We start from the raw sequence: 19,440 nt of genomic DNA, 5'->3' as shown, positions 1-19,440 counted from the left end.
TCAACCGCTCCCAGGCTGATTCGCGCGTGCTGGATGCTGGCGACGGGCCGTCGTTCAGCCGCCGCCGACGGTCGGCAGCGCCGGCTGGCCGGGCCGGACGGGGGCATCCTCGTCGGTATCGCCCGGCGCGTGGGCGTGCCACACCTCGTGTGCGTCCACCTGGACACGGGTGACCGCCTCGATGGCGTCGAGCAGCGCGCGCTGCTCGGCAAGCGCACTGTCTTCGGCCAAGCGGCGCGCGGCGAGCACGTCGACCAGGCCGAGTTCGCCGAGCGCATAGGCACGCTCGGTCTTGGCCGCGCTGGTCTCGGCGGCATCGCGCGCCTCGCGCTGACGCTGCCAGACCGCGAATGCCGCGCGCGCCGCGGCGACCACCTGGTGCGCGCCCTCCTCGATGTCGCGGCGGGTGATGGCAAGGTCGGCGGCGGCGGCCATCGCGTCGGCGCCGGCAGCCGCGGCGGCGGCGCCGCGGTAGGCAATGCCGAAGGGGATGGTCATGGTCACGCCCAGCGTGTGTTCGCGGCCGCCGCGCTCGTCGAGCATGCGCAGGCCGAGGACGGGATCGGGCGTGCGATCGGCCTGCGCGCGCCGGGCTTCGGCGTCCTTCTGCCGCGCACGGGCATCGGCCGCGCCGATTTCATGGCTGCGCGCCACGATCAGCGCCTGCCAGTGCGCATCCTGTCCCGGCAGCGGATCCGGCTGCGGCGGCAAGCGCACCTGGGCGGGCAGCGGCAGTCCCGGGAACTGCGCCTGCAGGGCAAGGCGGGCACGGGTTTCCTCGGCCTGGGCCTGGAGCACGGCGACCTGGGCCTGCGCCAGCGCGGCGTCCACGGCCAGTCGATCGCGCTGGGCGGCGTCGCCCAAGGCCACCCGCCGATCCACGCTGGCGAGTTCCTGCTGCCAGAGCTGCGCCTGCTGCTGGCGCAACGCGGTGGCGGCGGCGGCGCGCTGCCAGTCCGTCCACAACGCCAGCAGACGGCGCGCGGCGGCATGGTGGGCGTCCTCCAGCATCAGCTGCGCCGCTTCGCGGCCGGTCGCGCCGATCTCGCGGTCGAGCCGGGCCTTGCCGGGCCAGCGCACGCCGCGTGAAAGATCGACCTCCCATTCGTGGTAGCGACCCTCCTGGTCGACCCGGCGCCGTTGCGGGATGACGGTGAACTGGGCCTCGTGCGGGCCTGCGCGGCGCATGCGTTCCTCGGCCTCGGCGCGGGCCACGCCGGCTTCGGCGGCACGCACCTCGGGCGCGGACTCGATCGCATCGAGCACGAGCTCGCGCGGCGGCAGGCTGGTGTCGGCACCGGTCTGCGCGAAGACCGGCAGACAGATCAACGCGAATATGCAGCCGAGCCGTCTCACGCCAGCCTCCCGCGGGCCTGGACCGGCTCCAGCCACCAGACGATACGGCTGTGCGGCAGGCGTTTCTCGACTTCGGCCAGCACGCGGTCGGCCTGCCCGTCGGGCAGCAGCAGCCACAGCATCAGCCGGTCGACACGCCCGCGCACGCGCTCGCGGATACCGGCCTGGTCGAACCCCTCGCCATGCCCCGCGACATTGATCGCGGTGAACCCGGTCGAGGTCAGCTCCAGCAGAGTCTCGACGAGCGCTTCCTCCAGCTCGCGCGGGGCGACCAGGGTGAGGCGTTGGTATGCGGCGGACATCATCCTGCCCTCTCCTCGCCGAAGCGGCGGAACAGCACCGGCAGCAGCAGCAAGGTCAATGCGGTCGAGCTCACCAGCCCGCCGATGACGACGATGGCGAGCGGCCGCTGGATCTCCGCCCCCGGGCCGCTGGCAAACAACAGCGGCACCAAGCCGAGCGCGGTGATCGAGGCGGTCATCAGCACCGGCCGCAGGCGCCGCTGCGCGCCGTGGCGGACGGCCTCGTCCAGTGCCAGTCCCTGCGCACGCAGTTGGTTGAAGTAGGTGACCAGCACCACGCCGTTGAGCACGGCAATGCCGAGCAGGGCGATGAAGCCGACCGAGGCCGGCACCGACAGGTACTCGCGCGACAGCCACAGGGCGACGATGCCGCCGACCAGCGCGAACGGCACGTTGCACAGGATGAGCAGGGCCTGGCGCAGCGAGCCGAAGCTCATGAACAGGACCAGGAAGATCAGGCCGAGCGCGATCGGCACCACCACGGCCAGCCGCGCCGCCGCACGCTGCTGGTTCTCGAACTGGCCGCCCCAGGTGACGCTGTAGCCAGCCGGCAGGTGGACCTCGCGCTCGACCGCCGCGCGGGCCTCCTCGACGAAGCCGACCAGATCGCGCCCGCTCACGTTGGCCTGCACCAGGGCGAAGCGCGAGCCGTTCTCGCGCCGCACCTGCATCGGCCCGCTGGTCGGCGCCAGCGCGGCCACGGCGTCCAGCGGCACCGTGCCCATGCCATCCCCGCGCGCGAGCTCGAGCCGGGCGAGCAGTTCGGGGGTCTCGCCCCAGCTCGAAGGGGCGCGCACCAGTACCGGCGTGCGCCGCTGCTCCTCGATCACGACGCCGGCCTGACGGCCCTCGAGCACGCCACGCAGTTCGTCCTGGACTTCGGTGACATCCAGCCCGTAGCGGCCTGCCGCGGCGCGGTCGAGGCGCACGCCGAGATAACGCACGCCCTCCTGGGTCTGCGCGATCACGTCCTGGCTGCCGCGGGTGCGTTCGATGATCGCGGCGATGTGGTTGGCGAGGCGGTTGATAGTGGCCAGCTCGGTGCCGAACACCTTGACCGCGACATCGCCGCGGCTGCCGGTGAGCATTTCCGACACCCGCATCTCGATCGGCTGGGTGAAGCCGTAATCGATGCCGGGGAAGTCCTGCATCACCGCGCGCAGCTGATCCTCCAGCCAGCCGCGCTCGGGCACGCGCCACTGCGCGCGCGGCTTGAGCTTGAGGAACATGTCGGTCTCGTTGAGGCCCATCGGGTCGAGGCCGAGCTCGTCCGAACCCAGCCGGGCGACCACGTGCTCGACCTCGGGCAGACGCGCGCGGATCGCCCGCTCGATGGCGAGGTCCTGGTCGCGCGAGGCGGCCAGGCTCACCGAGGGACGCTTGACCAGCTGGATCAGCAGATCGCCCTCGTCCATGGTCGGCATGAAGGTCTTGCCGCTCCCCAGGTAGGCCAGCACGCCCAGCGCCAGCGCCACGCCGGCCACCACGATCATCAGCCGGCCATGGGCGAGCGCGGCGTCGAGCAGCGGCCGGTAGCCGCGCTCGAGCTGGCGCATCAGCCACGGCTCGCGATGCGCGCGCTCGCGCAGCAGGAGCGAGCACAGCACCGGGATCAGCGTCACCGCGAGCAGCAGCGAGGCGGCGAGCGCGAACACGATGGTGAGCGCGACCGGTCCGAACAGCTTGCCTTCCAGCCCCTCCAGGGTGAGCAGCGGCAGGAACACCAGGCAGATGATGACCACCCCGGCAACCACCGGCGTGGCCACTTCGAGCACCGCGCGGTAGATGCGGTTGAGCCGCGGCAGCTCGACGCCCTCGCCCGCCTGCGGAGCCAGCCGGGTCACCGCGTTTTCCACCACCACCACCGCGCCATCGACCAGCATGCCGATGGCGATGGCCAGCCCGCTCAGACTCATCAGATTGGCGCTCATGCCGACCAGGTGCATCAGCAGGAAAGTGAGCAGCGCGGCCATCGGCAGGGTCAGCGCGACCACCAGCGCGGCGCGCGCATCGCCCAGGAACAGCAGCAGCAACACCACTACCAGCACCACGGCCTCGAGCAGCGCCTCCTTGACCGTGCCGACCGCGCGTTCGATCAGCGTGCTGCGGTCGTAGAACACCTCCACCCGCACGCCGGGCGGCAGCGCGGACGCCAGCTGGGCGAGCTTGGCGCGCACCTGGGTCACCACCTTGGAGGCATCGGCACCACGCAGGCCGACCACCAGGCCCTCCACCGCCTCGCCGTTGCCGTCGCGGGTGACGGCACCGTAGCGGGTCAGGCTGCCGTAGCGCACTTCGGCCACGTCGGCGACCTGGATCGGCACGCCGTCGCGACGCGCCACCACCACCCGGCGCAGATCGTCCAGCGTGCGCACCGCGCCTTCGACCCGCACGATCAGCGCATCGTCGCCCTGGCGCAGGCGGCCGGCGCCGTCGTTGCGGTTGTTGCGGGCGAGCGCGTCGCTCAGGTCGGCGATGCGCAGGCCGGCCGCGGCCAGCCGCACCGGGTCGGGCTCGACCACGAAGCTGCGCACCTGCCCGCCCAGCGCGTTGAGATCGGCCACGCCGGGGATGGTGCGCAGCGCCGGGCGGAGGGTCCAGTCGAGCAGCGTGCGCCGTTCGGCCAGGGTGAGGTTGCCGCCCTCCAGGGTGAACATGAACATGTCCGACAGCGGCGTCGCGATCGGCGCGAGCCCGCCCGCCAGATCCGGCGGCAGCTGGTCGGCGGCGGCGGCATAGCGCTCGGCGACCTGCTGGCGCGCCCAGTAGATGTCGGTGCCGTCGGTGAAGTCGAGGGTGACGTCGGCGATGCCGTACTTGGCGGTGGAACGCAGCATCACCGCGTGCGGAATGCCGAGCAGCTCCATTTCCAGCGGCGTCACCACGCGCGTCTCGACTTCCTCGGGCGTCATCCCCGGCGCCTTCAGGATCAGCTTGACCTGGGCCGGTGCGATGTCGGGATAAGCGTCGATCGGCAGCTGCAGATAGGACCACACGCCCGCGCCGATGGCGGCGAGCGCCACCAGCAACACCATCAGGCGCTGCGAGAGGGACAGTTCGACCAGTCGGCCCAGCATGGCTTTAGTGCCCCGCGGCCGGCAGCGCGCTCAGTGCGCCGGCCCCGGCGACCACCACGGTGGCACCGGACTGCACGCCGGTGACCACGCTCTGGCCGGCGACGGTCTGCGCGAGGATACGCACCGGCACCGCGGAAAAGCCGCGGTTATCGGCGACGAACACCACGTTGCCGCCCTCGCGCTCGGCCAATGCCGAAGTCGGCACCATCACCGCGCCGCTCGGCGCCGGCAGCCACAGGGTGACGGCGAGCTGCTGGCCGGGCAACAGCGGCGCATCGGTGAAGATCGCCCGCGCCGGCACGCTCTGGCTGCCCGGATCGACCGCACCGGCGGCCTCGACCAGGCGCCCCTGGTGACCGTCGGCCAGGCGCACGACGAGGCCCGGCCGCAGCGCCGCCGCATGGCGGGCCGGCACGCGCAGCTCGACCAGCACCTGGCTGCCGCGGGCGATCACGAAAGCCTTGGCGAGCGGCTCGACCGCGGCGCCGGGCAGCAGCGTGCGCTCGATCACCCGCCCGTCGACCGGCGCACGCAGCTCGTACAGCCCCGGCGCGCCGGCGGCCGGCGGCGCCAGCGCGGCGGCGGTCTCGAGTTCCCGCCAGCGCGCGGCGGCGGCCTCGGCCTGGGCCGCGGAGGCCTGCGCACGGGCGGCGGGAATGATGCCCTCGGCGAGCAGGGCGCGATCGCGCGCGGCCTGGGCGGCGGCCACCCGCTGCTGACTGCGCGCGGCGGCGAGATCGGCGGCCAGGCTCATCGCCTCGCGGCTCTGCAGCCGCGCCAGCGGCTCGCCGTGGCGGACCGTGGCGCCTTCCCGCACCAGCACCTGCGCCACCACGCCGGCAAACGGCACGGTGACCACGGCGGCGGCGTCCGGGGCGATCATGACCCGCGCCGGCAGGCCGTCGAGCGGCAGACCCTCGGCGGCCTTGGCCGGGCCGAGCTCGATGCCGAGCGCCTGGCGTTGCGCCGGCGTCAGCACCCATTGCTGCGCGGACACCGCCGGCGCCGACAGAAGCAGGCACAGCAGCCCGTGCCGCAAGGCTTTCAAGGTGGTTTGGCTCATACCGTCAAGTTTTGCAGCGGCCGGCTTTGGACCGGCTTAAACGGAAGGCGCTTCCGTGGCGATCCCGCGCAGCCGCGCCAGGCGGGCCCACAGCATGCCGTCCTCCAAGACGAAGGTGAGTTCGAGGCCGAGCACGCCGGCCAGCGTGCGCGCCAGGGCCAGGCCCAGCCCGCCGTGCCGGCTGGCCTCGCGCGCGGCCGACTTGCGCCAGAAACGCTCGCCCAGATGGGCCAGGTCCTCGGCATCGAGCTCGGGCGCGGGATTGCCGATGCGCAGCCGCCAACCGTCCGCATCCGGCTCCAGCAGCACGCACAGGCGGCCGTGGGGCGGGGCGTATTCGGCGGCGTTCAGCAGCAGGTTGTCGAGGATGCGCTCGAGCAGGGCCGGGTCGGTGCTCACCCAGCATTCCTCCGGCAAGGCGGCCGCGACGTCGAGCCCGCGCCGCGCGATGAGGCTGCCGGCGCCGGCGAGCGACTGGCGCACCTTGGCGGCCAACTCGAGCGGCTCGGCCTGCGGCGAATCCAGCCCCGCCTCGTAGCGCGAGAGGGCGAGCAGGGCGTCGATGCAGCGGCGCATGCGTTCGATCGCCGTCAGCGCATCGTCGAGCGGCGCCGGATCCTCGGCATCGCGCCGGGCGAGCTCGGTGGCCATCTTGAGTTCGGCCAGCGGCGTGCGCAGCTCATGGGCGACATCGCGGGCGAAGCGGCGCTCGCGCATGAGCGCCTGCTCGAGCCCTTCCAGCGCGCTATTGAGGCGCCGAGCAAAGGGCTTGAGCTCGCGCGGCATGCGCGCCACCGGCAAGGCCTGCGCAAACACCGCCGCGCCCGTCGTGGCATTGTGGCCGAAGTCGATCAGCGGACGCAAGCCACCGCGCACCGCGAGCACCGCGAGCAAGGCGGCGAGCGTGCCCGCGCCGAAGGCGCCGACGACCAGCGCGACGTGCACCCGACCTTCCAGTTCGTCGGCGAATTCGCGCTCCTGGGCGACGATCAGGGTGGCCTCGTGGCTCGCGCCGCCGGGCAGATCCATGCGCAGGGCGACCGCGCGGCCGTGGTGTCCGTCGGGCAGGCGCAGGTCGAAGAAATACGGCGCGTTGGCGCTCACCGCCGCCGGCGCCGCCGTCAGCGCCGCACCGCCGGCGGCAGGCGAACCCAGCAACACCCGGCCCGCGGCGTCGCGCACCTCGAAAAACTCACCGTGGCCGGTACTTGCGGCCGATGGCTGCAAGACGCCGAGCCGGGTCAGCGCGACCACGCCGGGTTGGGCTTCCAGCGATCGGGCGATGTCATGGGCCCGCTCCAGCAGGACACGGTCCAGGCGACCGTAGATCTGCCGGTCGATCGCATAGTCGAGCAGCGCGAACAGGCCGAGCATCAAGAGCCCCAGTCCGCCGCACAGGAACAACAGCAATCGCGCGCGGATCGAGCCGAGCAGCCGCTCACTCGGCCACGACATAGCCGAAGCCCCGGCGGGTCTCGATCAGGTCGCGGATGCCGGCCTGGGCCAGCTTGCCGCGCAACGTGCTCATCAACACCTCGATGACCTTGTCGGAGGCCTCGCTGCGGGCATCGTACAGACGCTCGAACAAGGCCAGCCGCGAGAGCACGCGACCGCGCTGGGACAGCAGCACCTCGAGCAATGCGTATTCCTTGGGACTCAAGGCGAGCACCTTGCCGTCCACCCGCGCCAGCCGCGCGCGCGGATCGAGCGTCAGCGCACCGGCGACAAGCAGCGGCGCCGGCCGCTCGCCGCGCCGCGCCAGCGCATGCACGCGGGCGAGCAGTTCGGCGTATTCGAACGGCTTGACCAGGTAGTCATCGGCACCGAGATCGAGCGCCTCGACGCGATCGGCCACCTGGTCGCGCGCCGACAACACCAGCACGCGCGGTTTCTCCTCGCGCCCCTTCAGCCAGCGCAGCACCGCCCAGCCGTCCATCCGCGGCAGCATGAGATCGAGCAGCATCACGTCGTAGTGGTACGCGGCGAGGAAGCCGAGCGCGGTCTCGCCATCGGCGGCCACGTCCACCGCATGTCCGTCGCGGGTGAGCGCGCTGCGCAGGTGCGTGCCAAGGCTCGGCGAATCCTCGACGATCAAAAGACGCATGGCCGGCCCTTATCAGTACGGCGCCAGTCGTTCCAGGCCGCTGGAGGTCCGAAGCGGTGCGGCCAGCCAGTGGTCGACGAGCAGGAACGCGAACAGCGCCATCAGGTACACCACCGAATACTTGAACACGCGCATGGCGAAATATTCGTCCGGCGGGTGCAGCAGACGTACCGCGTAATAAAGAAAACCACCGCCCAGCACCAGCGCGCCGCCCAGATACACCGGCCCGCTGAAACCGGTCAGCGCCGGCAGCAGCGTCACCAGCACCAGCAGCACCGTGTACAGCAACACCTGCCAGCGGGTGTAGGCCACGCCGTGCGTCACCGGCATCATCGGCACGCCGGCGCGGGCGTAATCCTCGCGGCGGAAGATGGCCAGCGCCCAGAAATGCGGCGGCGTCCACACGAAGATGATCAGGCACAGTTGCAGGGCATAGGGATGCAGATGGCCGGTCACCGCGGTCCAGCCGAGCACCGGCGGGATCGCCCCGGCCAGGCCACCGATGACGATGTTCTGCGGCGTGGCGCGCTTGAGATACGCGGTGTAGATCAGCGCATAGCCGATCAGCCCGCCGAAGGTGAGCCAGGCGGTGAGCGGATTGACCAGCAGGGCCAGCACCAGCATCGAGGCGATGCCGAGCACGATGGCGAAGACCAGCACCTGGCGCGCGCGCAAGGCGCCGGTCGCCAGCGGTCGCCGCGCGGTGCGCGCCATCAGCTTGTCGATACGCTCGTCGATCAGATGGTTGAACGCCGCCGCCGAGGCCGAGGCCAGCCAGATGCCCAGCGTGCCGAACACCAGCGCGCGCCATGGCGGCAGGCCCGGCACCGCCAGGAACATGCCGATCACCGCGCAGAACACCAGCAGCGCGACCACGCGTGGCTTGGTCAGCTCCAGGTATTCGCGCAGATGCACGCTCATCGCCAGCGCTCCGGCGCCACGCGTCGTTGCGTGCGCGCCAGCGTGGCGAGCAGGGTGAACAGCAGCAAGGCGGCCACGCCGTTGTGCGCGGTGGCCACCGGCAACGGTAGGCCGAAATGCACGTTGGCGATGCCGAGCAGCACCTGCGCGACCAGCACCAGGCCGATGGCGATGCCCTGCGCACGCAGGCCGCGGCGCGCCACGCGATGGGCCAGCCAGGCGAGGTAGCAGAACACCACCAGCGCACCCAGCCGATGCGCGAGCTGGATCGCGCTGCGCGCCGGCAGGTCGAGCACGCCGCCCTCGTAATTCACGCCGATGCCACGCCAGAGCACGAAACCCTCGTGGAAATCGGTCGCCGGCAGCCACTGGCCCAGGCACCGGGGAAAATCGGCGCCGCAGGCCAGCGCGGCATAGTTGGACGAGGTCCAGCCGCCGAGGGCGATTTGCACGACGAGCAACACCAGGCCCAGGATCACCGCGCGGCGCAGATCGGCAAAACGCAGATCCACGGCGCCGACGCCGGCATAGCGCAACGCCGCCCAGGCCAGCAATGCGAAGGTCGCCAGGCCGCCGAGCAGATGCCCCATCACCACGATCGGCTTGAGCAGCAACGTGACCGTCCACATGCCGAGCATGGCCTGGAAGATCACCACGGCGAGCGCGAGCACGCTGGCGCGCCAGGCCCCGGGACGCGGCAGCACGAGCGCGGTCCCGAGCGGCAAGGCGATCGCCAGCGCCGAAACGGCCAGTGACGCGTCGCGATCGCCGCGCACATAGAGCGCTACCCCGATCGCCGCGCAGCATGCGCCGGCAATCACCGCCAGCCGCGCCGCACGCGGACGCCAGGCGGCGATCAGCGCCAACGCGAACACCGCCGTGCCGAGTGTGCCGGCGAGGAAACGGTGCACCTGCTCGCGCCAGGCCTTGTGGTCTTCGTACGGCCGGTCCGGGAAGGCCGCCGTGGCCTCGGCGATCTCGTGCGTCTGTTGCGGCCAGGTGACCTTGCCGTAGCAGGTCGGCCAGTCGGGGCAGGACAGTCCCGCATTGGACAGGCGCACGAAGGCGCCGAACATCACCACGCCGAAGGCGAACAGCGCGGCGAGCGCGGACAACCAGCGCAACACTTTCAGGCTCGAACGCATCAACGAATCACCTTCTGCAAATCCTGGCGCAGGCCGGTCGGGTCGAAACCGGGCGGATAATACGCAAGCACGGTGCCGTCCGATTCCACCAGCAATGCGCCGACGCTGTCGGGCGTCTTCGGCGTCCAGGGCGTCAGCCGCCCCTCGGTATCCTGACCGACCTGCCAGAAACGGGTCATGCCGGTGCGCTCGGCATCGGCCGGCGGTCGGCCGACGTAGAGGAGGCGCAGGCGTGGCGCGTTCTGGTTGAGAGTGACGCGTGCCGCGGCCATCTTGGTCAACACATCCAGGCAACGCGTCGCACAGTCCGGCCCGGCCAGCGCGACGAGCGTCATCCGCGGCGAGACATCCCGCCAGGGATAGGCCCGGCCGTCGGCCAGCGTGACGAGGACGCGCTCGCCGGCGAAATTGCGCTGCGGCAGTACCGGCAGGCCATGGCCGCGCCCGCCGGGCTGCCAGCCCAAGGCGACCAGCAAGGCCGCGGCCAGCATGGGCGCGGCGAACACCGCCATGATCAGAAGGAGCTTGGCGCGGCTCGCGCGCGGTGCCGGAACGGTCTGCTTCATCGGTCGATACGCTCAACGGAACGGCGTGGCCGGTGCACAACCACCAGAATCACCACGACGGCAACGGCGAAGGTGAACCACTGGAAGGCATAGGCGCGATGCCGTGCCGGCGGCATCGCGGAAAAGTCGTAGGCATGCTCGCGCACGTAGACCGACGCGGGATCGGCGTCCAGCGCCAGCACCTGGGGATAGAGCGGCCGGCCGAGATCGCGGGCCACCTCGGCCAGATCGAGATAGACGGTGGTCTTGGGCCACCGCCGCTGGCGCGCCAGCGCATCGCCGCCCATCTCGATGCCGACGCCCGGCGGCGGCAGATACACGCCGACGAGCGCGACCTCCCCCTCCGGCAGGGGCAGCGGCTGCGGCGTCCGGTCGGGCCCCTCGCGCGGCAGAAAACCCAGGTCGACGAGCAGCAGGCGCTGATCGCCCGGCAGCGTCAGCGGCACGTACGCCTCGACGCCGCCGCGGCGGTCGTGATGCGGATTGTCGAGCAGATAGAGACGGTCGGCGAGGAACCTGCCGCGCACGCGCACGTGGGCGAAGGCATCGCCGCGGCGCACCGCCGCCGCGAAGTCCTCGGGCGGGGCGGTCTGTGCCGCGGCATAGCGTCGCAACAGCTGCTCCTTCTGCGCCGCGCGATCGAGCTGCCACAGGCCCAAACGTGTGAACAGCAAGGCGGCGGCGAGCGTCAGCAACACCGACCACCACGAAGGACGGCGCCAGCCGCTCACGCATCGCCTCCGCAGCCCGGGGCTATACTGCCTGCATCGTAATTGTGCGGATCGCTCACGTGGAAACCGTCTACAAATATGCGCTGGTCGTGTTGTTGCTGGTCGTCCTGTTCAACCTCGGCCAGGCGCTCTATTTCATGATGACCGACAAGGATGGCAGCCGGCGCACGGTCTGGGCGCTCACGCGCCGCATCGGCTTTTCCGTGCTGCTCATCCTGATGGTCGTGTTCGGCATCTGGATGGGCTGGCTGCATCCGCACGGCGTCGGCGCATGAGGCGATTGTAGCGGCAGGCACCGCCTCCATAGCCCGTGCATTCGCCAGGTCTCGAAAAAAAAGCCCGCCGTTCGGCGGGCTTTTTGCGTAGGCGGACAACCCAAGCGCGCCGCGACGGCGCGCCTGCGCTTTAGAGGATGTAGACGAACATGAACAGCGCCAGCCAGACCACGTCGACGAAATGCCAGTACCAGGCCGCCGCCTCAAAGCCGAAATGATGCTGGGGATCGAAATGCCCCTTGAGTACGCGCACCCAGATCACCGCCAGCATGATCGTACCCAGGGTGACGTGCAGACCATGGAAGCCGGTCAACATGAAGAAGGTCGACCCGTAGACGCCGGTCTGCAGGGTGAGGTTGAGTTCCTTGTAGGCCTCCATGTACTCATGGGCCTGGAACCACAGGAAGGTGGCGCCGAGCAGGACGGTCAGGCCCAGGAAGGCCAGCACGCGGCCGCGGTGGCCGGCCTTGAGCGCATGGTGCGCAATGGTGATGGTGACGCTGGAGGAAAGCAGGATCAGCGTGTTGAGCAGCGGCAGGCCCCACGGCGCGATGGTCTGGAAATCACCGCCCACGTGCGCGGGCCCATTGCCGCCGTTGGCGCCCCAGGCCGCGACGTAGTCGCTCCACAGGAACTCGTGGGTCAGCGCGCCGTGACCGGCGCCGCCCAGCCACGGCACCGCAAACATGCGGGTGTAGAACAGCGCGCCGAAGAAGGCGGCGAAGAACATCACCTCGGAAAAGATGAACCACATCATGCCCATGCGGAACGAGCGGTCCACCTGATCGTTGTAGCGGCCCGCCAGCGATTCGCGTATCACCGAACCGAACCAGCCGAAGAACATCGCCAGTACGCCGAGCATGCCAAGGCCGAACAACGCCTTGCCAAGCCCTTCTTGACCGGGTTCCGCATTCAACCAATGCGCGGCGCCGTACACGGTGACCGCCAGCACCACCGCGGCCACGATCGGCCACTGGCTCTTGGACGGTACGAAATAAACGCCTTGCTGCTGACCCATGGTGGAAAATCCCCGTGATGTCCTGAAAAAATCCGCCGGTCGGCCCGGCAGGCATGGCAACGCAGGCCATGCAACCCGCTTTCTAGCCCGTCTTCAACATCCGCCATATCGAGAGCAGGAAGATCAGCACGGCGATCGTGCCGGTCACCCACAGCGTCCGGCGCACACCGCGCCGACGCGTCTCCCGCCAGGAATCTTCCGCTGCCATCCAAGTGTCCATCGCCCTGACCGGGCCGTCTGGCGGCCCGGTCAGGGCATTGCCACGGTCAGTCCGTCACGTGTCCGTGGGCCAGTTCTTCGTCATGGATCACCGGCGGCACTTCGAAGGTGTGGAAAGGCGCGGGCGACGGCACCGTCCATTCCAGACCCTTGGCACCTTCCCAGGCACGATCGGCGGCCTTCTGCTTGGAGAAGAACACGCAGTGGATGATCACGCCGAGGAAGATCAGCTGCGAGGCGCCGAACAGGAACCCGCCGATCGAGCTGATCATGTTGAAGTTGGCGAAGGCGACGTTGTAGTCGGGGATGCGGCGCGGCATGCCGGCGAGTCCCAGGAAGTGCTGCGGGAAGAACAGCACGTTCACCCAGATCACGCTGTTCCAGAAGTGCATCTTGCCCCAGAACTCCGAATACATGTGCCCGCTCCACTTGGGCAGCCAGTAGTAGGTGGCGGCGATGATGGCGAACACGGCGCCGGTCACCAGCACGTAATGGAAATGCGCCACCACGAAGTAGGAGTCCTGGTACTGGAAGTCGGCCGGTGCCAGGGCCACCATCAGGCCGGAGAAGCCGCCGATGGTGAACAGGACCACGAAGGCGATCGCGAACAGCATCGGCGTCTCGAAGGTCATCGAGCCGCCCCACATGGTCGAGACCCAGTTGAACACCTTCACGCCGGTGGGCACCGCGATCAACATCGTCGCGTACATGAAGAACACCTCGGCCCCCAACGGCAGGCCGACGGCGAACATGTGGTGCGCCCAGACGATGAAGGACAGGAACGCGATCGAGGCGATGGCGAACACCATCGCCTTGTAACCGAAGATCGGCTTGCGGGCGAAGGTCGGGATGATCTCCGAGATCACGCCGAAAGCCGGCAGGATCATGATGTAGACCTCGGGGTGCCCGAAGAACCAGAACACATGCTGGTAGAGCACCGGATCACCGCCGCCGGCCGCATTGAAGAAGCTGGTGCCGAAATACTTGTCGGTGAGCAGCATGGTCACCGCGCCGGCCAGCACCGGCATCACCGCGATCAGCAGGAAGGCCGTGATCAGCCAGCTCCACACGAACACCGGCATCTTCAAAAGATCCATGCCCGGCGCGCGCATGTTGAGGATGGTGGCGATGATGTTGATCGCGCCCATGATCGAGCTGATGCCCATCAGATGGATGGCGAACACCACGTAGGCCAGCGAGTCGGTCTGCAACGACAGCGGCGGATACATCGTCCAGCCGCCGGCCGGGCCGCCGCCGGCGGTGAACAGGGTGGACAACATCAGCGCGAAGGCGAACGGCAGGATCCAGAACGAGAGGTTGTTCATGCGCGGCAGCGCCATGTCCGGCGCGCCGATCATGAGCGGGATCATCCAGTTGCCGAGGCCGACGAAGGCCGGCATGACCGCACCGAAGATCATCACCAGCGCATGCAGCGTGGTCATCTCATTGAAGAAATACGGCTGCACCAGCTGCATGCCCGGCTTGAACAGCTCGGCGCGGATGACCATGGCGAAGGCGCCGCCGATGAAGAACATCAGCAGCGAAAACACCAGGTACAGGGTGCCGATGTCCTTGTGGTTGGTGGACATGCACCAACGGACGAAGAAATTGGACGGCGCGCCGTGATGCTCGTCGTGATGATCGTGGGTGTCTGCGTGAGCCATGGGCCTGCACCTCTTGCCTGGACGTTTACTGCAACGATTGCTGCGGTCTTTTCAGCCGACGCATGGTGCTTAAAGCCCATGCCCGGGGATATCTCAAGAACTCAACCCTGCGGTGCCACGCGGGCGACGGACACTTGCGCGGTGGCCGGCGCCGCGCCATCGGCCGGCGACTTGGCCTGCTGCTGGGCCGCCAGCCACTGCTCGAACTCGGCCTTGGACACCGCTTTGACCACGATCGGCATGAAGCCGTGGTCCTGGCCACACAGCTCGGCGCACTGGCCACGATAGATGCCGGGCTCCTTGATGTTGGTCCACGCGGCGTTGGCGATGCCGGGAATGGCATCCATCTTCCAGCCCAGCTGCGGCACCCACCAGGAATGGATCACGTCGGCGCCGGTGATGACGAAACGGATCTTGGTGTTGACCGGCACCACCAGCGGATGATCGACGTCGAGCAGATAGGTGTTTTCACCGTTGGCCTGCACCGCCTTCGGATCGAGTCCGGAGTGCAGCTGGCGGGTTTCGTCGCTCAACGGGTCCAGGCGCGACATGAAGCCGACCCGGTCGACCGGCTTGCCTTGGTAATCGACATAGTCGTAGCGCCATTTCCACTGGTAGCCGGTGACCTTGATGGTCATCTGCGCGCCGGTGGTGTCGGCAAAGGAGACCAGCCCGCCGGTGGCGAGATAGCCGAGCACGATGAGGATCAGCACCGGGATCGTGGTCCAGACGATCTCGAGCTTGGTGTTGTGCGACCACTTCTCGGCCACGGCGCCGCGCGACTTGCGAAAGCGCAGCACGGCAATGAACATGGCGCCGAACACGAGCAGGCCGATGACCACGCATACGCCAAGCGCGACGTTGTTGAGCATGTAGGGCCAATGCGACCACTCGGACACGCCCGGGGTCATGTTGAGCTGCCACGGCCGTGGGTTGGCCCATGCAGCGCCGCTGGCCAAGGCCATGGCGAGTGCCGCTACCGTGATCCTGATGCCGCCAGAAGTCATGTGTGTCGCACCCTTGGTATGGACTACCCGCGCGGCGGGCCTTGCCGGTCGGCGAGCAGAAGCTTGAGTTTTCCCGCCACCGCGGCACGCTCCTCCTCGGCGAGGAAACTGCCGATTTCCAGCTCGCGTCCGTGTGAGCGCAGCAGGAGTCGATGGCGGTCGTGCCCCGGTGCCAGCCGCACCCGCACCCAGTAGGACTGGAAGCTGGCGCGATGCCTTCCCGGCAGGCTGCGCACCTCCAGCGAGGCATCGTCCAGCGTGATGCGCTCGCTGCGGTTGCCGGAGCGCCAGGCCAGGCCCAGGGCCCAGATCATGGCCGCCGACTCCACCAGGGCGAACAGCGGAGCGAACACATTGCCCTGCCATGCACCCAGACCCGCCGTCATCGCCACCAGCAGCACCAGCCACCCGATCAGGTATCGCATGCCGCGCCGGCTCAAGGCCCGGTTCGGCCTCAGCCAAAGCGTGACGGCTGTTTGGCCGTCGTCGGCAGGTCGAAGCACGATCATGGGATCACGGATACGCCTGGCAATGGCGGCATGATAGGCCTGTGGAAGACGGGCGGCAAGGATGTCGCAGTGGCTTGACTGCGATCAAAAGCCGCCGCGCCGGCGCGGGTACGCATGCCGTTAGGGCAGGCGTACAATCGCGGGCTTTGCCCCTGCCCCTTTGCGGATGCTTTCCGCACTACCCCGAGCCGTGAACCAGCCCATCCTGATCCCGGAACTGCCCGCCGATCCCGCGCCCGTTCGCGCGCGCATCACCGCCGCCTGGTTGCGCGACGAAACCGAGGCGGTCACCGACCTTCTCGCCCAGGCCAGCCTGCCCGCGCACGAGCGCGAGCGGGTGATCGCCCTGGCCGCCTCGCTGGTCACGCGGGTGCGCGAACGGGCCAAGGACCAGAGCGCGATCGAGTCGTTCATGCGTCAGTACGACCTCTCCAGCGAGGAAGGCGTGCTGCTGATGTGCGTGGCCGAGGCGCTGCTGCGCATCCCGGACAAGGCCACGGCCGACCGCCTGATCCGCGACAAGCTGGGCGAGGCCGACTGGAAGAAGCATCTGGGGCGCAGCGAGTCGCTGTTCGTCAACGCCTCGACGTGGGGGCTGATGCTGACCGGCAAGCTGGTCAACCTCGCCGAGGAGACGCGCCACGACTTCACCGGCGCACTCAAGCGCCTGGTCGGGCGTGCCGGCGAGCCGGCGATCCGCCTGGCCGTGCGCCAGGCGATGCGCATCATGGGCCATCAGTTCGTGATGGGACGCACCATCGACGAGGCGCTGGACCGCTGCGCGAAGAAGGAATACGCGATGTACCGCTATTCCTACGACATGCTGGGCGAGTCGGCGCTCACCGCCGCCACCGCCGAGCGCTACCAGGAGGATTACCGCCGCGCGATCGTACGCATCGGCGCGCGCGGCCCGTTCGCCAACCACACCGAGGCGCCGTCGATCTCGGTCAAGCTGTCCGCGCTCGATCCGCGCTATGAAGTGGCCAAGCGCGCGCAGAGCAGGCGCCGGCTCACGGCAAAACTGCTCGAACTCTCGCAGCTGGCCATGCGGCAGGGCATCGCGCTCTCGGTGGACGCCGAGGAGGCCGACCGGCTGGAGCTCTCGCTCGACATCCTCGGCGAGGTGTTCGCCCATCCTTCGCTGGCCGGCTGGAATGGCCTGGGCATCGTGATCCAGGCCTATTCCAAGCGCACGCCGTTCGTGATCGACTGGCTGGTCGAGACCGCCCGCAGCAGCGGCCGGCGCTGGTACGTGCGGCTGGTCAAGGGCGCCTACTGGGACGCCGAGATCAAGCGCGCGCAGGAACAGGGCCTGGCCGGCTACCCGCTGTACACGCGCAAGCCGAACACCGACGTGTCTTACCTCGCCTGTGCGCGCAAGCTGTTCGAGGCCGGCAGCGAGCTCATCTATCCACAGTTCGCCACCCACAATGCGCACACCATCGCCGCGGTGTATCACCTGGCCGCCGGGCGGCCGTTCGAGTTCCAGCGCCTACACGGCATGGGCACCGATCTGTACGCCGAAGTGATCGGCAAGGACAAACTCGACGTGCCCTGCCGCGTGTATGCGCCGGTCGGCACGCACGAGGACCTGCTGCCCTACCTGGTGCGCCGACTGCTGGAAAACGGCGCCAATACCAGTTTCGTCAATCGCATCAGCGACGAGCGCCTGCCGGTCGAGGAGCTGGTGGCCGATCCCTGCGAGAAAGTGCGCAGCTTCGCTTCCATCCCGCATCCGCGCATCCCGCTGCCGGTCAATCTCTACGGTGACTTACGGAAAAATTCCATGGGCGTGAACTTCGCCGACGACAATGAACTCAAGGCACTGGCCGCCGCCATCAACGCCCATCCGGGCCCGTGGCACGCCACACCGCTGGTGCCGGGTGGCGCAGGCGGCGGCGCGGCCGTCACCGTGACCAATCCGGCCGACCGCCGCGATGTGGTCGGCAGCTACGTCAGCGCCGACGCCGCACTGGTGGACCAGGCGCTGGCCAACGCCGTCGCCGCCCAGCCCGAGTGGGACCGGCTGCCGGCGGCGAGCCGCGCCGCCATCCTCGAGGAAGCCGCCGACCGCCTGGAGGCGCGGCGCGGCGAGTTCCTCGCCCTGTGCGTGCGCGAGGCCGGCAAGACCCTGCCCGACGCCGTGGCCGAGCTGCGCGAGGCGGTCGATTTCCTGCGCTACTACGCGACCATGGCGCGCCGGCTGTTCGGTCAGCCGGAGGAACTGCCCGGCCCGACCGGCGAGCGCAACCGGCTCTACTTGAACGGCCGCGGCGTGTTCGTCTGCATCAGCCCGTGGAACTTCCCGCTGTCGATCTTCCTTGGCCAGGTGTCGGCCGCGCTCGCCGCCGGCAACAGCGTGATCGCCAAGCCGGCCGAACAGACCAGTCTGATCGGTCACGTCGCGGTGAAGCTGCTGCACGAGGCCGGCGTGCCGCCGAAGGTGCTGCAGTACCTGCCGGGCGACGGCGCGGTGGTCGGCGCCGCGCTGACCCGCGATCCGCGCGTGGCCGGCGTGGCCTTCACCGGTTCCACCGACACCGCCTGGGCGATCAACCGCACGCTCGCCGCGCGCAACGCGCCGATCGCCGCGCTGATCGCCGAGACCGGCGGCCAGAACGCGATGATCGCCGACTCCTCCGCGCTGCCCGAGCAGGTGGTCAAGGACGTGATCGCCTCGGCGTTCCAATCCGCCGGCCAGCGCTGCTCGGCCGCACGCGTGCTGTTCGTGCAGGAGGACATCGCCGACAAGGTGATCGACATGCTGGCCGGCGCGATGGCGGAGCTGAAAGTGGGCGACCCGGGCCAGCTGTCCACCGACGTCGGCCCGGTGATCGACGAGGACGCGCGCAAGCTGCTCGTCGAGCACGCCGCGCGCATGGACCGCGAAGCCACGAGGAAGATCGCCGAGGTCGCACTCGATGCGGCCGAGACCGCGCACGGCACCTTCTTCGCGCCGCGCGCCTACGAGATTCCCGCGCTCGACCTGCTCACGCGCGAGGTGTTCGGCCCGGTGCTGCACGTGATCCGCTGGAAGGGCGAGGACCTGCCCAAGGTTATCGAGCAGATCAACGCCACCGGCTACGGCCTGACGCTGGGCGTGCACAGCCGCATCGACGACACCGTGGAATACATCCGCAGCCACGCGCGCGTGGGCAACTGCTACGTCAACCGCAACCAGATCGGCGCGGTGGTCGGCGTGCAGCCGTTCGGCGGCGAAGGACTCTCCGGCACCGGGCCCAAGGCCGGCGGCCCGCATTACCTGCTGCGCTTCGCCAGCGAGCGCACGCTGACCATCAACACCACCGCGGCCGGCGGCAACGCCTCGCTGCTGACCTTGGGCGAATAACCCCCTCGCACCCGCGCCGCCACGGGACGGCAGCGCCACGCAATGAGCCGGCTCGCCTGCGACGGACAACCTCGTCGCAGGCGTCCTGTCATCCCGACGTCAAGCGCATGTCATCCGGGCCGACCACGATCGGC

General features: G+C 69.4%; 17 protein-coding genes. 2 read left to right on the top strand and 15 right to left on the bottom strand.

Features of this window, described 5'->3' with window-relative positions; genetic code table 11:
• Positions 1-54: 54 nt before the first annotated feature.
• From ALSL_RS01910 to ALSL_RS01865, 10 genes are read right to left on the bottom strand one after another with little or no spacing between them, the layout of a single operon-like run.
• Positions 55-1,356: a TolC family protein gene (locus ALSL_RS01910; protein ID WP_161970917.1), complete on the bottom strand. Its 1,302-nt coding sequence runs from the start codon at positions 1,354-1,356 to the stop codon at positions 55-57.
• A complete protein-coding gene (locus tag ALSL_RS01905) occupies positions 1,353-1,658 on the bottom strand; it encodes a DUF3240 family protein (RefSeq protein ID WP_161970916.1) in 306 nt (101 codons plus the stop codon). The genes ALSL_RS01910 and ALSL_RS01905 overlap by 4 nt, the downstream gene beginning before the upstream one ends.
• The gene (locus ALSL_RS01900; RefSeq protein WP_126536133.1) at positions 1,658-4,735 is read right to left on the bottom strand and encodes an efflux RND transporter permease subunit; all 3,078 of its coding nucleotides are present in this window, start codon (positions 4,733-4,735) and stop codon (positions 1,658-1,660) included. Before ALSL_RS01900 ends, ALSL_RS01905 begins: the two co-directional genes overlap by 1 nt.
• Positions 4,736-4,739: 4 nt before the next feature.
• The gene (locus tag ALSL_RS01895) at positions 4,740-5,798 is read right to left on the bottom strand and encodes an efflux RND transporter periplasmic adaptor subunit (protein ID WP_126536131.1); all 1,059 of its coding nucleotides are present in this window, start codon (positions 5,796-5,798) and stop codon (positions 4,740-4,742) included.
• Positions 5,799-5,834: 36 nt separating this feature from the next.
• Entirely contained in the window at positions 5,835-7,253 is a 1,419-nt protein-coding gene (locus tag ALSL_RS01890) for a sensor histidine kinase (protein WP_126536129.1), read from the bottom strand.
• A complete protein-coding gene (locus tag ALSL_RS01885; protein WP_126536127.1) occupies positions 7,237-7,902 on the bottom strand; it encodes a response regulator transcription factor in 666 nt (221 codons plus the stop codon). The genes ALSL_RS01890 and ALSL_RS01885 overlap by 17 nt, the downstream gene beginning before the upstream one ends.
• Before the next feature lie 12 nt (positions 7,903-7,914).
• Positions 7,915-8,823, bottom strand: a complete 909-nt coding sequence (gene cyoE, locus ALSL_RS01880; RefSeq protein WP_126536125.1) for a heme o synthase — start codon at positions 8,821-8,823, stop codon at positions 7,915-7,917.
• Positions 8,820-9,968 carry a COX15/CtaA family protein gene (locus ALSL_RS01875; protein ID WP_126536123.1) on the bottom strand — a complete coding sequence of 383 codons (1,149 nt, stop codon included), beginning with the start codon at positions 9,966-9,968 and terminating at the stop codon, positions 8,820-8,822. Before ALSL_RS01875 ends, cyoE begins: the two co-directional genes overlap by 4 nt.
• Positions 9,968-10,534 (bottom strand): hypothetical protein, encoded by a 567-nt coding sequence (locus ALSL_RS01870; protein ID WP_126536121.1) that lies wholly within the window; start codon positions 10,532-10,534, stop codon positions 9,968-9,970. The genes ALSL_RS01875 and ALSL_RS01870 overlap by 1 nt, the downstream gene beginning before the upstream one ends.
• Positions 10,531-11,265 (bottom strand): SURF1 family protein, encoded by a 735-nt coding sequence (locus ALSL_RS01865; RefSeq protein ID WP_126536119.1) that lies wholly within the window; start codon positions 11,263-11,265, stop codon positions 10,531-10,533. The genes ALSL_RS01870 and ALSL_RS01865 overlap by 4 nt, the downstream gene beginning before the upstream one ends.
• A gap of 59 nt (positions 11,266-11,324) precedes the next feature.
• Here ALSL_RS01865 and ALSL_RS01860 point away from each other — a divergent pair, with 59 nt between their 5' ends.
• On the top strand, positions 11,325-11,540 hold the full coding sequence (locus ALSL_RS01860) for a twin transmembrane helix small protein (protein WP_126536117.1): 216 nt from the start codon (positions 11,325-11,327) through the stop codon (positions 11,538-11,540).
• Between the two features lie 130 nt (positions 11,541-11,670).
• On the opposite strand, the gene ALSL_RS01855 is transcribed toward ALSL_RS01860, so the two are convergent.
• The 5 genes from ALSL_RS01855 to ALSL_RS01840 form a co-directional block, all read right to left on the bottom strand.
• Positions 11,671-12,558 (bottom strand): cytochrome c oxidase subunit 3, encoded by an 888-nt coding sequence (locus ALSL_RS01855; RefSeq protein ID WP_126536115.1) that lies wholly within the window; start codon positions 12,556-12,558, stop codon positions 11,671-11,673.
• Between the two features lie 82 nt (positions 12,559-12,640).
• On the bottom strand, positions 12,641-12,766 hold the full coding sequence (locus ALSL_RS13810) for a hypothetical protein (RefSeq protein WP_269433082.1): 126 nt from the start codon (positions 12,764-12,766) through the stop codon (positions 12,641-12,643).
• A 58-nt stretch (positions 12,767-12,824) separates the two neighbouring features.
• Positions 12,825-14,441 (bottom strand): cytochrome c oxidase subunit I, encoded by a 1,617-nt coding sequence (gene ctaD / locus ALSL_RS01850; protein ID WP_126536113.1) that lies wholly within the window; start codon positions 14,439-14,441, stop codon positions 12,825-12,827.
• Between the two features lie 101 nt (positions 14,442-14,542).
• A complete protein-coding gene (coxB, locus tag ALSL_RS01845; protein WP_126536111.1) occupies positions 14,543-15,448 on the bottom strand; it encodes a cytochrome c oxidase subunit II in 906 nt (301 codons plus the stop codon).
• Positions 15,449-15,471: 23 nt separating this feature from the next.
• Positions 15,472-15,957 carry a DUF2244 domain-containing protein gene (locus ALSL_RS01840; RefSeq protein WP_126536109.1) on the bottom strand — a complete coding sequence of 162 codons (486 nt, stop codon included), beginning with the start codon at positions 15,955-15,957 and terminating at the stop codon, positions 15,472-15,474.
• 190 nt (positions 15,958-16,147) lie between these two features.
• Between ALSL_RS01840 and putA the strand changes: the two genes are divergently transcribed.
• Positions 16,148-19,306: a bifunctional proline dehydrogenase/L-glutamate gamma-semialdehyde dehydrogenase PutA gene (gene putA, locus ALSL_RS01835; RefSeq protein WP_126536107.1), complete on the top strand. Its 3,159-nt coding sequence runs from the start codon at positions 16,148-16,150 to the stop codon at positions 19,304-19,306.
• Positions 19,307-19,440: the final 134 nt, after the last annotated feature.

The sequence above is a fragment of the Aerosticca soli genome (assembly GCF_003967035.1).
GTDB lineage: Bacteria > Pseudomonadota > Gammaproteobacteria > Xanthomonadales > Rhodanobacteraceae > Aerosticca > Aerosticca soli.
The sequence above is the reverse complement of the archived record's forward strand: the minus strand, read 5'-3'. Positions and strand labels throughout refer to the sequence as shown.

What these genes read in the sequence shown, in the direction of transcription:
- cyoE (WP_126536125.1), bottom strand. Translation starts at nt 8,823, where the DNA reads ATGAGCGTGCATCTGCGCGAATACCTGGAGCTGACCAAGCCACGCGTG.
- ALSL_RS13810 (WP_269433082.1), bottom strand. Translation starts at nt 12,766, where the DNA reads ATGGCAGCGGAAGATTCCTGGCGGGAGACGCGTCGGCGCGGTGTGCGC.
- ALSL_RS01885 (WP_126536127.1), bottom strand. Translation starts at nt 7,902, where the DNA reads ATGCGTCTTTTGATCGTCGAGGATTCGCCGAGCCTTGGCACGCACCTG.
- ALSL_RS01895 (WP_126536131.1), bottom strand. Translation starts at nt 5,798, where the DNA reads ATGAGCCAAACCACCTTGAAAGCCTTGCGGCACGGGCTGCTGTGCCTG.
- ALSL_RS01855 (WP_126536115.1), bottom strand. Translation starts at nt 12,558, where the DNA reads ATGGGTCAGCAGCAAGGCGTTTATTTCGTACCGTCCAAGAGCCAGTGG.
- ALSL_RS01900 (WP_126536133.1), bottom strand. Translation starts at nt 4,735, where the DNA reads ATGCTGGGCCGACTGGTCGAACTGTCCCTCTCGCAGCGCCTGATGGTG.
- coxB (WP_126536111.1), bottom strand. Translation starts at nt 15,448, where the DNA reads ATGACTTCTGGCGGCATCAGGATCACGGTAGCGGCACTCGCCATGGCC.
- ALSL_RS01890 (WP_126536129.1), bottom strand. Translation starts at nt 7,253, where the DNA reads ATGTCGTGGCCGAGTGAGCGGCTGCTCGGCTCGATCCGCGCGCGATTG.
- ALSL_RS01905 (WP_161970916.1), bottom strand. Translation starts at nt 1,658, where the DNA reads ATGTCCGCCGCATACCAACGCCTCACCCTGGTCGCCCCGCGCGAGCTG.
- ctaD (WP_126536113.1), bottom strand. Translation starts at nt 14,441, where the DNA reads ATGGCTCACGCAGACACCCACGATCATCACGACGAGCATCACGGCGCG.
- ALSL_RS01875 (WP_126536123.1), bottom strand. Translation starts at nt 9,968, where the DNA reads ATGCGTTCGAGCCTGAAAGTGTTGCGCTGGTTGTCCGCGCTCGCCGCG.
- ALSL_RS01870 (WP_126536121.1), bottom strand. Translation starts at nt 10,534, where the DNA reads ATGAAGCAGACCGTTCCGGCACCGCGCGCGAGCCGCGCCAAGCTCCTT.
- ALSL_RS01840 (WP_126536109.1), bottom strand. Translation starts at nt 15,957, where the DNA reads ATGATCGTGCTTCGACCTGCCGACGACGGCCAAACAGCCGTCACGCTT.